Raw genomic sequence first — 14,580 nt, 5'->3', positions numbered from 1 at the left:
CATCGGCATTCCTCCGGAAAAGATCCAGGATATTTTCGAAATGTTCACGCAAAGCGGTCTGGCCAGGAACCCGGAGCAGGAAGGCGCGGGCCTGGGCCTAGCCATTGTCCGCAAACTGGTCGACCTCATGGGTGGACAGCTTGTCGTGGAAAGCGAACTAGGCCAGGGCTCGACCTTCTATGTCTGCCTCCCCTTTGATCTGGCCTCGGAAATTCCGGAAAGCACCGTCAAGGACATCCCGGACACACCGCTCGCGGCTCGATCCATCCTGATCGTGGATGACGACCCCATCAACCGCTTGGCCCTGAGATGGATGCTCGAACGCGCCGGCGCCCAGGTGCGCGAGGCCGAGGATGGACTGAAAGCCGTGGCCATCGCCTCGGTCGAATGCCTTGATCTGGTTTTCATGGACATTCAAATGCCCAATCTGGACGGACTCGGCGCCACGCGGGCTATCCGCGCCCGCGCGGAGGGGCCCAATGCCGACATCCCGATCATCGCCCTGACCGCCTTTGCCTCGGACAAGGACAAGGCCGACTGCCTGTGCGCGGGCATGACCGACTATCTGACCAAACCCGTGGACATGCGCGCCGTGGAAGCCGTTGTCCGCCGGCATGGACGATCCCCGGCAACGGACTCCCCCCTGCCGTGGGTCTAGACGAGATCACCACCAACTCCAGGGCCGCCAATCGGTAACATCCGCCGGCGGCCCGCTCCCGCCGGAGGTCATGATGCCCAGATCACATCTTCTTGCCAGGGTCGACGCCCAGACCTCTTGGGACGTGATCGTCATCGGCGGCGGCGCCACCGGCCTTGGCTGCGGCGTGGACGCGGCCAGTCGGGGCTATGCCACCCTGCTTCTCGAAAAAGCCGATTTTTCCCAGGGCACATCCAGCCGCTCGACCAAGCTGGTCCACGGCGGCGTGCGCTACCTGCAACAAGGCAACGTGGCCCTGGTCATGGATGCCCTGCACGAACGCGGCATCCTCCTCGGAAACGCTCCGCATCTGGTCCATAATCAGGCTTTTGTCGTACCGGACTACAAATGGTGGGAGCGCCCCTTTTACGGCGTGGGGCTCAAACTCTACGACATGCTGGCCGGAAAACTCGGCTTTGGCCGGTCGCGCATCCTATCGCGGGCCAAAACCCTGAACATGATCCCCAACCTGGAACCCACGGATCTACGCGGCGGCGTCATCTATCACGATGGACAATTCGACGACTCCCGCCTGGCCATCACCCTGGCCCGCACCATGGAGGACCTGGGCGGTCTGGCCGTCAACCACATGGCCGTGACCGGACTGGCCAAGGACGCGGACGGTCAGATCCGGGGGGTTGAGATCGAGGACAGCCTGACCGGCACGATTCGCCATCTCAAGGCCAAGGTCGTCATCAACGCCACGGGCGTGTTCGTGGACGAAATTCGACGCCTGGACGACGCGGCCGCCACCCGGCTCATCGCCCCGTCCCAGGGCATTCATCTGGTCCTGGACAAATCCTTCTCGCCTGGCGACACGGCCATCATGGTGCCGCACACCGACGATGGTCGGGTCATTTTTCTGGTGCCCTGGCACGACCGGGTCCTGGTCGGCACCACGGACGTCCCCCTGGACGCCCCTACTCCGGAACCGCGCCCCATGGACGAGGAAATCGACTTTCTCCTCGAACACGCCGGCCGCTATCTGGCCCGCGATCCGAAACGCGCCGACATCCTGAGCGTCTTCGCCGGCATCCGCCCCCTGATCCGGGTCGAGGGCGAGGACAAAACCTCGTCCCTGTCCCGCGACCACCACCTGACCATCTCCCAAGGCGGCTTGGTGACCATCGCTGGCGGCAAATGGACCACCTACCGCAAAATGGCCGAGGACACGATCACCCAGGCCGCGCGCTTCGCCGGTCTGCCGCCGCACGCCTGCAAAACGGAAAACCTGCCTCTGCACGGCTGGATCAGCGGCCTGGACCCCAAGAACCATTTGTCTGTCCATGGAAGCGATATCGGGGAGCTGCGGGAGTTGATCCGCCAAAATCCGGACCTGGGCGCTCCCCTGCACCATGAATTGCCCTATCTGCGAGCCGAGGTGGTCTGGGCCGTGCGCCGGGAATGGGCCATGACCTTGTCCGACGTGCTCCGCCACCGCACCCGCGCCCTTGTTCTCGACGCGGCCGCGAGCATGGATATCGCACCCGACGTGGCCAGACTCATGGCCGAGGAGCTGGGACACGGTGAAGACTGGATCGACAGCGAAGTGACCGCCTTCCGGGAACTGGCGCAAACCTACCTGGCGACCTAACGTGGCGGCGTCCCACCTTCCGCGACACCCTAGAGTCCAGGTATTCAAAAAAGTTCCAACACCCAAGTGGCCGTCATCCACGTAGACAACCACCGGCTCGGGCCGCGCATGGGAAACAACGCCGTCGGACATCCCACGAAAAACGCCCCGCGTTGCAACTTCAACGCGGGGCGTTTTTCGGGCAATACCCTGCCACTCAGCGCTTCATACGCACACACTGATCCAAAAAACAAAGCTGGCGGTACACGGTACGGATGACCGGCGGTTCCACGCCATGGGCCTGGGCCGTGCGCAGGGGCTCGCCGTAAATGGCCTCGACTTCCAGGGGCCGGCCGTGCTCGGCGTCGAGCATCATGCTCGGCTTGTACGGGGCCATTTTGTCCGTGAAGGCCAGGATATCCTGAACATACGATTCCGGGATGTCCCGGCCCACGGCGGCTGCCCCGGCCCGGACCTCGGCCATGAGCTCCACGGCCAGTTGGCGCGTGGCCGGACACCCCACCACCAAATCCGTGGTCGCGCCCAGCAGGGCGCAGGGGCCGTTGAAGGCGATGTTCCAGAACAGTTTGCGCCAACGGGCCAAAATCAGATCCGGGCTTCTATCCACCGTGATACCCGCGCCCTCGAAGGCTTGGGCCGCGCGCTCCAGCTCCGGGGTCAGGCCGGCCGGCTTTTCGTCGGCCCGATAGACCCCAAGCAACACCTGACCGTATTCAATGTGGGTGATGTGACCGGGACCGATCTTGTTGCAGCAGACAAAGCACAGACAGCCCAGAATGGTCGCGCCCAAACCGAGGTCGGCCACGCGGCGCTCGCCGTTGAGGCCGTTCTGCATCAAGACCACGGTGCTTTCCGGGCCGCAGACCGGACGCAACAAGTCGCCCAACAAATCATTGGTGGTGGCCTTGGTGGCCACCAGAATCAGGTCACAGACCGGCATGTCCTCGGGGCGGGCATGGGCGCTGACCTGGGGGAAAAACATGTCCCCGTCCACGGAATCAACACGAAGACCATGGGTTTTGACGTGGGCATAGTCGGAATGGAACAGAAAATGGACCTCGTGTCCGGCCTGAAGCAGGCGGGCGCCGTAAAAAGCGCCAATGGCACCGGACCCGATGATGGCGATCTTCATCATATTGATATCCCTCGTGATGGTGGAGTCCGGGGCGGGGCCCGGCATCAGAGGGGTCCGGTAGCAAGGTCACGGGGTGGTTGGCAAGCCGGCGCCGGTCAGACCCCGCGCCGCCCCAGGCACAAGCCCAGGGCCACCACGCCAAGAGTCATGACCAGGGCCAAATGCCCCCAGTCCACCCACATGACCACATCCGGCGGGAAAAAGGCGTCGGGCTGATTCTTCATGACCCGCACCAGGCCGGTCCCGGCCACGCCGACCCAACATGCGGCCAGAAGCATTCCGCCCACGGTCCAGGGTCGCCGCCAGGACAAAACAGCGCGCCAGCCCAGAAACGCCAGCAGGACAATGGCCAGACCGTAATGCAGGACATGATTGAGATAATAGTCGGCGGTCCAGGCAAAACCCGGCACATCTGCCAGATAATAGCGGGCGAAAATGGGCATTTGGGCGAATCCGGTGAACAGCAGTCCCACCACCAGCAGTTGGAAGACAACGCGCGCGACGTTATTCATGGTCATCCTCCGTGGTCGCGCCGCGCACCAGATGCAACACCCCGGCCACGGCCCCGACGATGGGCGCGGCATAGACGGCCCGCGCCAACAGATCTTCCGTGGAAAAAGGATTGCCCACGGCGGCCAGATGCGGCCGTCCCGGTTCCGGCGTCAGGGCCGCGTTGAGCACGTCGAAAGGCACGGGCGAAACATAAAAGGTATTGGTGCCGCCGTTTTCCGTTTCCCCATAAATGAACCCGCCGGTTTTCGCGGCCAGATCCTTGGCCTGGGCCAGAATTTCGGCGCGCGGGCCGATGGTCTGAACCCCTTCCGGACAGGCCTCGATACAGGCCGGGATGCCGCCGGCGGCCACGCGGTCCTGACAGCGGTCGCATTTGTACATGACCCCGTTGCCGGCAAAGCCCGGAGCCAGCTTCAGATACAGGCCGACACCGGTCTGACGCTCCGGAATATGCCAGGGGCAGACGTCCTTGCACTTGGCCCCGCCCAGGCAGATCTCGTCGTTGATGCGCACGATACCGCGACTGTCCTTGGCGGCCGCGCCCCAGGGACAAAGGTTGGCGCAGGGCGGATTCTGACAGTGCAGGCAACGTCGGGGAATGTTCAGCTCAAAAGGCTTGCCGTTGTATTCGCCGCTGACAGTCTGGATAAAAAGCCAGTTGTAGGGCGTGAGCCGGTCAACCACGTCGCGTTTGTCCGACCAGTCCGCGGCCTTGACCTTGGACGGATACATGGGCGGAAAAGGTTTTTCCGGCTCGGGGAACTTCTGGGCATTGGCCTCCCGGCAGGCCTCCACGCAGGCGCCGCAGCCGATGCACTTGGACAGGTCCAGAAGCGTGGCCAGTTCCTCGGGCCGGGCCTGGGCCGCCGCCGGAAGCAGGCTTCCGGCGGCCAAAGCCAGACTCCCGGCAAAAAAGGAGCGGCGATTCACTTTCATTGCTTCTCCACGGATTCGGAGCATTGATCGGAATTTTCGGGCAGACGCACGGTCAGCACGGGCACGGGACTGCGCCGCACAACCTTGCGGGCCACGGAACCAAAAAGCATGTCCATGATCTCGCCCCGGCCGTGGGCGCCCATGACCACCATGTCGTGCCGGCCGGTGGCGATCTCGTCCAGGATGCGCGCGGCGGCATCGCCCTGCTCGATCCTGATGTCGGCCCGGGCCACCGGGCATGCCGGATCGTCGGTCGCGCACTCGGCGGCCATTTCCCGCACCCGGCCGCGGGCGGTCTCCAAGGCGCGGGTCTTGCCCCTGGAGTTCAAATCCCGCCAGGCCTGCTCGTCCATGGCCTCGTGCAGATCAAACCCGGCGTCCTCGCTCATGGTTTCAAGCAAATCGGGAACAACGTGGATGATGGTCAGGTCCGCGCCATGGCAGCGGGCCATGGACACGGCGTAACGCAGGGCGCGGCGGGCGCTCTCGGACAGGTCCGTGGCGTAGAGAATGCGTTTGATAGACGGCAGCATGATGTCTCCTTGCTCGGAAATGGGTTATTTGGCCGCCGCTGGCGCGGGACCGCCGGATGGAGCCGGGGCCGGGCCGAACAGCCTGTTGGTCAGTTTGACGTACCACGCCGCGGACTGGACCTGAATGATGTAGGCCAGGGCCACGACCAGGGCCGCGTCGGAACCCTGGACCCCGAAGGCGTTGATGGCCACGGCCAGGGCAATGGACAAATTGCGCATGACCGTGCCGTAGACCAGGGCGATGGCGTCACCACGCGGCAGCAGGACCCGGCCCAGAACCGTGCTCAGGGCGAAATTCACGGCATAAATGATGGCCAGGGGCGCCAAAATCTGAAGCAACACCGTGGGCGCGGCCGCAATGGTCCGGGCCTTGAGCGCCAGGGCGATAAAGACAATACCCAGCACCCCCAGGGTGGACAGGGCCGGAAAACGCGGCGCGAAACGCTCGCCAAAATCCTTTTGCCCGTACCGGCCGACCAGATAACGCTGCGTGGCATATCCCAAAACCATGGGCAGAAAAACAATGAGCACGATCTGGCCAAAGACGGCGCCCATGTCCATTTCCACGGTCGCGCCGAGCAGGGCCTGAATATAGACCGGGGTCAACAGCGAGCCCAAGGTCAGGCCGATAACCGTCATCTTCACGGCGGCGGCGACGTTCCCCTTGGCGAAACCGGTCCAGGAAATGGTCATGCCGCTGGTCGGCACCAACCCGGCCAGAAGCAGACCAAGCATCATATAGGGCTCATCGCGAAAAAAAAGCCAGCTCACGCCATACGCCAAAAACGGCACGATGGCGAAATTAACCACCTGGGTGATGGCCTGGGCCTTGATGTCCCCCCCGGAAAACACTTCCCGGACCTTGAGGGTGACCATCATCGGATAGACCATGAGGAAGGTGAACGGCATGATCAGACTTTTCAACCAGGCCATATCCCCGACCAGGCCGGAGCCGAAGCCCAAAACCATGGTCGCGGGAATGGCCAACACCAGATTCTTGGAAATCGATTGTAAAAACTTCCACATGGGCTCGCTTCTCCTCTACTCCTCGCAGGACCCGCTCATTTCCACGTCCCGACAATCAGGATTGCTCATGCACGGCGCGTCCTTTTCACGCAGGGCACGGACACCGTCGGCCGTGCGCTCGACAATAAACCGGCGACCGCAGGCCGGACAGGTCTGAAAAATGGGTTCATACGTCACGGCGGCATCCACGGCCACGCTCTTTTCGCAATACGGACAGGTCACTCTCGTCGAACTCATACGCCACCTCGCTTGGGTTATGGTTGCGGCCAAAGCCGATCAAAACGTTTTTTCCACTCCAAAGGCATAGTCGCCGGGTCGGCCGGCAAAAACCGGCAAGGGCTGATACCGGCACTCGGGATGAACGCGGCGAAGGTCCGGCAGCAGGTCGTCGTCATTGCTGACAATGGCCAGACACGCGCCCGGCGCCAGGGCGGATATGGCCGCGCAGGCCCGCAGCATGGACAAAAAATTGATGGAATCACGCAGGTCGATCTTTTCCATGGTGCTTCCCCTAAAACCGAGTCCGTACCGGATGACCAAGGCCGTTTGCGCCACCATAACACCCGCCACCCACATTAGGCCAGAGCGAAGACCATGCCAGCCGGACACACGGCCGTGGCCATACATACCAAAAAACAAAACCATTGAATTTGCAGGAATAATTTTCAAAACACATTTTTTACCGTCAAGGACAAAGACAGATTGCCAGGTTGTAGTTAAAAATATAAACACAAAAACAAAACACTGTACAAAAACTCAACAGGACACACCATGGACAGCTACCTCAACCAATACTGGAAAACCGTGGTCAACACCATCCAGGACGGCGTCATGATCGTCACCCCCCAGGGACGCATTGTGTCCGCCAATCAGGCACTGGTGGACATCTCCGGCTTCAGCCGCGAGGAACTGCTCGGCGCGCCATGTTCCGTGCTGGGCTGTTCCACCTGCGAAATCGCCAGGGGCGCGGCCGGCTGTCATTGGTGCGCCATGTTCCAGCGCGGCGCGCTGCACAAACAGCACTGCGAAATCGTGCGCAAGAACGGATCAAAGGTGCATGTCATCAAAAACGCCTCGGTGCTCAAGGACGAAAACGACACGGTCATCGGCGCGGTGGAAACCATCACCGACATCTCGGACCTCATGGACAAGGAGGCCCAGATTGAAATTTTCCGCCGTGAATTGTCCGGGGCGGACAGTTTTCACGGACTCATCGGCCGCTCCCCGGCCATGGAGCGGGTTTTTGACATGATCGACGATGTCGCCCAGATCGACGCCCCGGTCCTGCTTCTGGGCGAGAGCGGCACGGGCAAGGAACTCATCGCCAAGGCCGTCCACGAGGCCGGACCGCGCCGGGACAAGCCCTTCGTCAAGGTCAATTGCGCGGCCCTGAACGAGGCCCTGCTGGAAAGCGAACTCTTCGGCCACGTCAGGGGCGCCTATACCGGCGCGCACAAGGACCGCGTCGGCCGCTTCGAGAGCGCCGCCGACGGCGACATCTTCCTGGACGAAATCGGCGATCTCCCCCTGATCACCCAGGTCAAGCTGCTGCGCGTGCTGGAAGAAAAGGCCATCGAGCGCGTCGGCGATCACAAGTCCATTCCGGTCCAGGCCCGGATCATCACGGCCACCAACCGCGACCTGCGCCAGCTCATGGACCAGGGCCGTTTCCGCCAGGACTTTTTCTACCGCATCAACGTCATCCCCATTCCCATCCCGCCCCTGCGCGAACGTCGCGAGGATATTCCCCTGCTGGCCGAATCCTTTTTCCGGCGCATCCAGCTCAAGTCCGGCAAGAACGTGCACGGCATCGCCCCACGGACCATGGACCTGCTGCTGCGCCACTCCTGGCCAGGCAATGTCCGCGAATTACGCAGCACCTTTGAATACGCCATGGTCGCCTGCAAGTCGGACTGGATCGAGCCGCGCGACCTGCCCGCCGACATCGGCGGCGGACATTTAACCACCAACGCCATACCCGTAGCCAGTGGCAGCCTGAACGACATCAAAAAACAGCGGCTGATTCAGGCCCTGCACGAGTCAGGCGGCAACCAGTCCGAAGCGGCCAAAATCCTGGGCATTTCCAGGACAAGCGTCTGGAGCCAGATGAAACGCTATGGCCTGGCCCGAAACGGCTGAAGCGATCCGCGCTTCGGACACGATAAATTTTCATTGTCAAACGCCCAGCGATCACGTATTGACTCTGGGCATTTCTCAAAAGGGCTTTCCCTTCCGCGACCATCTTCAGCGTTTTCGCCCCCAGATTCGGTGTTCCCGAAATGCGTTCTCCCCGTCTTGGACAGTCGGCCTCACGGTTGCGGCCCGGTTCCAGAGCCGGGCAATCTTAATGACCGCGAGGCCCACGGCCCGCGAGGGAGTCTCATGACCACGTTTTCCGACTTGGGTTTGTCCGAACAGACCATCCAGGCCCTGTCCCGCAAGGGCTTTGAAGAGCCAACACCCATCCAGGCCAAGGCCATCCCGGCCGTTTTGGCCGGCACCCATGACATTGTCGCCCAGGCCCAGACCGGCACGGGCAAGACGGCCGCCTTCGGCCTGCCGCTTTTGGAAATGCTCGACGAAAGCCTGCGCTCCGTGCAGGCCCTCATCCTGGCCCCGACCCGCGAACTGGCCATCCAGGTGGCCGAGGAGATCAACTCCCTGCGCGGCGGCCGCCCCGTGTCCATCACGCCCATTTATGGCGGCCAGTCCATGGAAATCCAGCTCCGCAGCCTGAAAAAAGGCGTGTCCGTGGTTGTCGGCACGCCGGGCCGGGTCCTCGACCACCTGCGCCGGGGCAGCCTGAACCTGTCCGGGATCAAATTCCTGATCCTGGACGAGGCCGACGAGATGCTCAACATGGGCTTTCTGGACGATGTCCGCGAGATCATGGACCAGACCGGCCCGGACAAGCGGACCATGCTCTTTTCCGCGACCATGCCCCCGGAAATCCTGCGCATCGCCAAGAAATACATGGGCGACTACGAGGTCATCCGGGCCGTGTCCGAGCAACTGACCGCGACCCAGACCGACCAGATCTATTTCGAGGTCTCGGCGGCCGATAAATTCGAGGCCCTGTGCCGGATCGTCGACATGGAAGGGGATTTTTACGGACTGGTCTTCGCCCGGACCAAGGTTGACGCCGACGCCGTGGCCCAACGTCTGACGGAGCGCGGCTACGACGCCGACGCCCTGCACGGGGACATTTCCCAGAGTCTGCGCGAAAAGATTCTGGGCAAGTTCAAGAAGCGGCTCATCACCATTCTCGTGGCCACCGACGTGGCCGCGCGCGGCATCGACGTCCACGACCTGACCCACGTCATCAACTTCGATCTGCCCCACGACCCGGAATCCTACGTGCACCGTGTCGGCCGCACCGGCCGGGCCGGCAAGGAAGGCATCGCCATCACCTTCATCACGCCCTCGGAGTACCGGCGCCTGCAGTTCATCAGCAAACAGGCCAAGACCGACATCCGCAAGGCGCGGCTGCCCAAGGTCAGCGACGTCATCGGCATGAAGAAGGATCGCATCCGGGCGGAGCTGAAAACCATCGTGGCCACGGAACCCGAACTGGAATTCCTGGGCATGGCCCAGGAGCTGCTGGACCAGAGCAAGCCGCGCGAAACCCTGGCCGCCCTGCTTCAGTACATGTTCCAGGAAGAACTGGACGCCTCCAATTACAAGGAAATCGAGGACGCCTTTGTCGTCGACAAGAAGGGCAAGACCCGCCTCTTCGTGACCCAGGGACGCAAGGACGGCCTGACCCCCAAGCGTCTGCTGACCTTTTTGGACGAGAACTGCCACATCCCGTCGCGCAAGGTCTGGGACATCCAAATCATGGAAACCTTCGCCTTTGTCTCCCTGCCCTTCCAGGAGGCGGAAAAGGTCCTGTCCATGTTCAACCGCCGGGGCAAGGACGGCGGCCTGGTCTTCACCAAGGCCAAGGGCCGACCTTCCGCGCCTCCCAGAAAATAACGCAAAAGGCCGCGCAATCCTGCGCGGCCTTTCTTTTTGCCGTAATTCCTTTTCCGATCAAAAACCGAGTCATCCCTGGGAGCGCGGTCATCTCGCCCGTATGAAAGCGGCCACGATGGCCGCGCTCTCAGGTGTTTTGAAAGTAATTTGTCATACAAATCTTTGTGTTGACAAATGGTTACAGTCCGAGCTTACGAGCCTTCATGCAATTTTTTGCAGCAATATCCTTCCATTCGTATCGGATGCATCTGAAACCCAGGAGCGCGTCACATGCGGCTTGAAGACCTGAAGTCCGGCCAAAGCATCGTCGGCCTCGAACCCACGGACATTGTCTCGCTCATTGCCGTGGTCCCCATTGCCGAAGGCGCGGTGCAGGTCATTTACAAGACCACAGCTGGAGCACTCAAGGACCGGCTCCTGACCCGCAGTGACGAACCGGCCTTGGAGCCTGCCACCCAGGGTCGCCCGTGGAGCTTTGATGGCGACGGCGAGTCCTTCAAACTGGCCGTGGAAGCCAAGCGCATTGACCTTGCCTTTCTGTTTGACCCCATGATGGCCGTCCACGCCTCCAACGTAGACCCGCTGCCGCATCAGATCACCGCCGTGTACGAATCCATGCTGCCCCGCCAGCCCCTGCGCTACGTGCTGGCCGATGACCCCGGCGCGGGCAAGACCATCATGGCCGGTTTGTACATCCGCGAACTCCTGCTGCGTGCCGATGCCCGCCGCGTGCTCATTGTCGCCCCTGGCAGTTTGGTTGAGCAGTGGCGCGACGAACTCTTCGAGAAATTCGGCCTGGAGTTCCGTGTCTTCTCCACCATGCTGGAACAGGCCTCGCCCAGCGGCAACGCCTTTGAAGATAACGACCAACTCATTCTGCGTCTGGATCAGATCTCGCGCAACGAAGACCTGCAAGCCAAGCTCTTCACCTGTTCTTGGGACTTGGTCATTTTTGATGAAGCGCACAAACTGGCCGCCCATTTCTCCGGCCAGGAAGTGAAACGCACCAAGCGCTTTACCCTGGCCGAGAATCTTGGGGCAACCACCCGGCATCTTCTGCTCATGACCGCCACGCCTCACAACGGCAAGGAAGAGGACTTTCAACTCTTTATGTCGCTGCTGGACTCGGACCGATTTTACGGCAAATTCCGCGACGGCGTGCACAAGGTCGATCCTTCGGACCTCATGCGCCGCATGGTCAAGGAAGAGCTGGTCAAATTCGACGGCACCCCGCTCTTTCCGGAGCGCCGCGCGTACACGGTCAATTATACGCTGTCCGACATCGAGGCCGCCCTGTACGAGGCCGTGACCCAATATGTGCGCACGGAAATGGGCAAGGCCGACCAACTCGACGGCAAGCGCAAAGGTTCGGTGGGCTTTGCGTTGACCGCCTTGCAACGCCGTCTGGCCTCCAGCCCGGAAGCCATTTTTCAATCCCTGAAGCGACGCCGGGAACGCCTGGAAAATCGTCTGCGCGAGGAGCGTCTCGGCGCTCGCGGCCAGCGTCTGGTGGGGACGGTCTTCGACCAGATTCCGGATGATGACGACGATCTGCCCGCTGATGAGCAGGAATTCTTGGAAGAGAGCCTCATGGATCAAGCCACCACGGCCAACACCATCGGCGAACTCCAGGCGGAAATTGTCATTCTCGAAGGCTTGGAGCGCCAGGCCAAGGAGGTCGTGCACTCCGGCCAGGACCGCAAATGGGATGAACTTTCGCGCATCCTGCAAAACGATCCGCATATGCGCGACGTGACCGGCCGGCATCGCAAGATGATTGTCTTCACCGAGCACCGCGACACCCTCAATTATCTCCAGCGCAAAATTTCCGGGGTCATCGGCAACCCGGATGCCGTGGCGACCATCCACGGCGGCACCCATCGTGACGAACGGCGGCGAATCCAGGCTCTGTTCCGGTCCGACCCGGATGTGCGCATTCTGCTGGCCACGGATGCCGCCGGTGAAGGCGTGAACCTCCAGAACGCCAACCTCATGGTCAACTACGACCTGCCGTGGAATCCCAATCGCCTGGAGCAGCGCTTTGGCCGCATCCATCGTATCGGTCAGCGCGAGGTCTGCCACCTGTGGAACCTAGTGGCCAAGGAAACCCGCGAAGGCGAGGTCTATCACCGGCTCTTAAAAAAGCTGGAGATCGCCAGCGAAGCCCTCCAAGGCCGCGTGTTCGACATTCTGGGCGAAGTTTTCGAGGACACCAGCCTCAAGGATCTGCTCATGCAGGCCATCCGATATGGCGACCAACCCGAGCGGCGGGAGCAATTGAATCAAAAAATGGACGTCGCTTTTGATCTGGACCGCCTGTGGCAGATCGTCAACCGCAACGCCCTGGCCCAGGAAACCATGAGCCCCGAACGCCTCTTTGCCGTCAAAGAGGAAATGGACAAGGCCGAAGCCCGCCGTTTGCAGCCCTATTTTGTGCGCTCCTTCTTCATGAAGGCTTTTTCGGCTCTGTCCGGTTCCATCTATCCCCGCGAGGCCGGACGTTTCGAGATCACCTATGTTCCGGCCAGCATTCATGAGCGCGACCGCCGCATCACCGGCCGCAATCGCCGCGATCCGTCACCGGTCCTGAAACGTTATGAGCGCGTCTGTTTCACCAAGGACGCCATCCAGCCCCTGGCCATCACCGGCAGCACCCCGGCGGTACTGCTTCATCCAGGGCATCCGCTCATGCTGTCGATGTGTGACCTCATCCTGGAGCAGCACGCCAATCTGCTGCGCCAAGGCTCCGTCCTGGTGGACCCGGCCGAGGAGAGCTGCGAACCGTATTTATTGTTCCTCTTGACCCACGAGATCACCTCCGGCGACGGCCAGACCCTGTCCAAACGCATGCAGTTCGTGCGCGTCGATGCGACCGGAGCCGCGACCTTTGCCGGATGGGCGCCACATCTGGATCTGGAGGCCTTGCCCGTGGCGGACCGTCCGCTGCTGGACTCAATTCTGGATGCCCCGTGGATGACCACCGGCCTGGAACAACGCGCCCTGGCCCTGGCCGCGGAACGTCTGGCCCCGGATCATTTTCAGGAAGTGGCCGGACGGCGCATGGCCTATGTCGATAAAACCCTGGCCGCCGTGCACGAACGACTGACCAAGGAAATTGATTTCTGGACTGACCGCTGGTTGAAGCTCAAGGAGGACAAGGACGCCGGCAAGGATGTGCGCCTGAACATCGAAAACGCCCGGCGGACCATCGCCGATCTGGAAGGACGGCTGGAGAATCGCAAAAAGGAACTCCAGGCCATGCGCCATGTGCAGTCGGCCACGCCCATGGCCTTGGGCGGAGCCCTGGTCGTGCCCGGCGCACTCTTGGCCAGGCTGAAAGGGGAAACACCAGACCCGGCCCTATTTGCGGTCGATGCCCAGGCCCGCGCCCGTGTGGAACAGATGGCCATGGACGCCGTGCGCCGCGCCGAGGAAGCCCGAGGCTGCGCGGTGGTTGATGTTTCGGCCCAGAAGTGCGGCTGGGATCTGACCTCCTACCCGCCCATGCGGGATGGCCGCCAGCCGGAGCCCCGACACATCGAGGTCAAGGGCCGGGCCAAGGGCGCGACCACCGTCACCGTGACCCGCAACGAAATCCTCTATGGCCTGAACCAGCAGGACAAGTTCGTTCTGGCCATTGTGCTGGTGGATGGAGCCACCTGCGACGGCCCGTATTACGTGCACAAACCCTTTACCCAGGAGCCGGATTGGGCCGTGACCAGCATCAATTTGGATTTGCAGGAATTATTGCGGAGGGCGGCGTTATGATGTCAGACGAAATGCAGCCGGCCGCAGACGTCTACCCCGGTCTCCACGACAACATTGTCGCGCTCCTCGAATCCGCCCGCAGCGCGGCCGCGCGGAGCGTCAACGCGCTCATGACCGCCACATATTGGGAAGTCGGTCGCAGGATCGTTGAATGCGAGCAGGATGGAGAAAAACGGGCCGGGTATGGGGATGAACTTATCAGACGGTTGGGTAAAGATCTGAGCCGGCAGTTCGGCCGGGGATTTGGCTGGAGAAATCTCACCCAGATGCGAGCCTTTTACCACGCCTGGCCCGCGTCACGAATTTTGCAGACACTGTCTGCAAAATCCGCTGATGCCGGGCTGTCCCAAACTCTGCCCGGAGGATCTGACGAGGCCGACATTGTGCAGACAGTGTCTGCACA

At 61.8% G+C, this 14,580-nt stretch carries 13 protein-coding genes; 6 read left to right on the top strand and 7 right to left on the bottom strand.

What is annotated here, in order from left to right:
• Both EOL86_06835 and EOL86_06830 read left to right on the top strand, forming a co-directional pair.
• Positions 1-658: response regulator (locus EOL86_06835; GenBank protein ID NCD25289.1), on the top strand; the 658-nt coding region annotated here is incomplete at its 5' end.
• A 73-nt stretch (positions 659-731) separates the two neighbouring features.
• Entirely contained in the window at positions 732-2,291 is a 1,560-nt protein-coding gene (locus tag EOL86_06830; protein ID NCD25288.1) for a glycerol-3-phosphate dehydrogenase/oxidase, read from the top strand.
• A gap of 196 nt (positions 2,292-2,487) precedes the next feature.
• On the opposite strand, the gene EOL86_06825 is transcribed toward EOL86_06830, so the two are convergent.
• The 7 genes from EOL86_06825 to EOL86_06795 form a co-directional block, all read right to left on the bottom strand.
• A complete protein-coding gene (locus tag EOL86_06825) occupies positions 2,488-3,426 on the bottom strand; it encodes a putative 2-dehydropantoate 2-reductase (protein NCD25287.1) in 939 nt (312 codons plus the stop codon).
• A 95-nt stretch (positions 3,427-3,521) separates the two neighbouring features.
• Entirely contained in the window at positions 3,522-3,938 is a 417-nt protein-coding gene (locus EOL86_06820; protein NCD25286.1) for a FeS-binding protein, read from the bottom strand.
• Positions 3,931-4,875 carry a 4Fe-4S dicluster domain-containing protein gene (locus EOL86_06815; GenBank protein NCD25285.1) on the bottom strand — a complete coding sequence of 315 codons (945 nt, stop codon included), beginning with the start codon at positions 4,873-4,875 and terminating at the stop codon, positions 3,931-3,933. Before EOL86_06815 ends, EOL86_06820 begins: the two co-directional genes overlap by 8 nt.
• Positions 4,872-5,408 (bottom strand): universal stress protein, encoded by a 537-nt coding sequence (locus tag EOL86_06810; protein NCD25284.1) that lies wholly within the window; start codon positions 5,406-5,408, stop codon positions 4,872-4,874. The genes EOL86_06815 and EOL86_06810 overlap by 4 nt, the downstream gene beginning before the upstream one ends.
• A 24-nt stretch (positions 5,409-5,432) precedes the next feature.
• Positions 5,433-6,434, bottom strand: a complete 1,002-nt coding sequence (locus EOL86_06805) for an arsenic resistance protein (GenBank protein NCD25283.1) — start codon at positions 6,432-6,434, stop codon at positions 5,433-5,435.
• A gap of 15 nt (positions 6,435-6,449) precedes the next feature.
• Complete coding sequence (locus tag EOL86_06800; GenBank protein ID NCD25282.1) at positions 6,450-6,671, bottom strand: hypothetical protein; 222 nt, start codon at positions 6,669-6,671, stop codon at positions 6,450-6,452.
• A gap of 39 nt (positions 6,672-6,710) precedes the next feature.
• A complete protein-coding gene (locus EOL86_06795; protein ID NCD25281.1) occupies positions 6,711-6,935 on the bottom strand; it encodes a hypothetical protein in 225 nt (74 codons plus the stop codon).
• A gap of 270 nt (positions 6,936-7,205) precedes the next feature.
• On the opposite strand from EOL86_06795, the gene EOL86_06790 reads away from it, so the two are divergent.
• The 4 genes from EOL86_06790 to EOL86_06775 form a co-directional block, all read left to right on the top strand.
• Positions 7,206-8,573, top strand: a complete 1,368-nt coding sequence (locus EOL86_06790; GenBank protein ID NCD25280.1) for a PAS domain-containing protein — start codon at positions 7,206-7,208, stop codon at positions 8,571-8,573.
• Between the two features lie 243 nt (positions 8,574-8,816).
• The gene (locus tag EOL86_06785) at positions 8,817-10,409 is read left to right on the top strand and encodes a DEAD/DEAH box helicase (GenBank protein ID NCD25279.1); all 1,593 of its coding nucleotides are present in this window, start codon (positions 8,817-8,819) and stop codon (positions 10,407-10,409) included.
• A gap of 270 nt (positions 10,410-10,679) precedes the next feature.
• The gene (locus EOL86_06780; protein ID NCD25278.1) at positions 10,680-14,177 is read left to right on the top strand and encodes a DUF3883 domain-containing protein; all 3,498 of its coding nucleotides are present in this window, start codon (positions 10,680-10,682) and stop codon (positions 14,175-14,177) included.
• The coding region (locus EOL86_06775) for a DUF1016 family protein (protein ID NCD25277.1) at positions 14,177-14,580 on the top strand (404 nt) is incomplete at its 3' end. The genes EOL86_06780 and EOL86_06775, both read left to right, overlap by 1 nt.

Source organism: Deltaproteobacteria bacterium (assembly GCA_009930495.1).
GTDB lineage: Bacteria > Desulfobacterota > Desulfovibrionia > Desulfovibrionales > Desulfomicrobiaceae > Desulfomicrobium.
Note: the sequence above shows the minus strand (reverse complement) of the source record. Positions and strands in the feature narration are given on the sequence as shown.

Bases quoted from the DNA above. Each gene is read 5' to 3' on its own strand.
- EOL86_06795 (NCD25281.1), bottom strand. From the start codon at position 6,935: ATGGAAAAGATCGACCTGCGTGATTCCATCAATTTTTTGTCCATGCTG.
- EOL86_06790 (NCD25280.1), top strand. From the start codon at position 7,206: ATGGACAGCTACCTCAACCAATACTGGAAAACCGTGGTCAACACCATC.
- EOL86_06805 (NCD25283.1), bottom strand. From the start codon at position 6,434: ATGTGGAAGTTTTTACAATCGATTTCCAAGAATCTGGTGTTGGCCATT.
- EOL86_06820 (NCD25286.1), bottom strand. From the start codon at position 3,938: ATGAATAACGTCGCGCGCGTTGTCTTCCAACTGCTGGTGGTGGGACTG.
- EOL86_06785 (NCD25279.1), top strand. From the start codon at position 8,817: ATGACCACGTTTTCCGACTTGGGTTTGTCCGAACAGACCATCCAGGCC.
- EOL86_06810 (NCD25284.1), bottom strand. From the start codon at position 5,408: ATGCTGCCGTCTATCAAACGCATTCTCTACGCCACGGACCTGTCCGAG.
- EOL86_06830 (NCD25288.1), top strand. From the start codon at position 732: ATGCCCAGATCACATCTTCTTGCCAGGGTCGACGCCCAGACCTCTTGG.
- EOL86_06800 (NCD25282.1), bottom strand. From the start codon at position 6,671: ATGAGTTCGACGAGAGTGACCTGTCCGTATTGCGAAAAGAGCGTGGCC.
- EOL86_06780 (NCD25278.1), top strand. From the start codon at position 10,680: ATGCGGCTTGAAGACCTGAAGTCCGGCCAAAGCATCGTCGGCCTCGAA.
- EOL86_06825 (NCD25287.1), bottom strand. From the start codon at position 3,426: ATGATGAAGATCGCCATCATCGGGTCCGGTGCCATTGGCGCTTTTTAC.
- EOL86_06815 (NCD25285.1), bottom strand. From the start codon at position 4,875: ATGAAAGTGAATCGCCGCTCCTTTTTTGCCGGGAGTCTGGCTTTGGCC.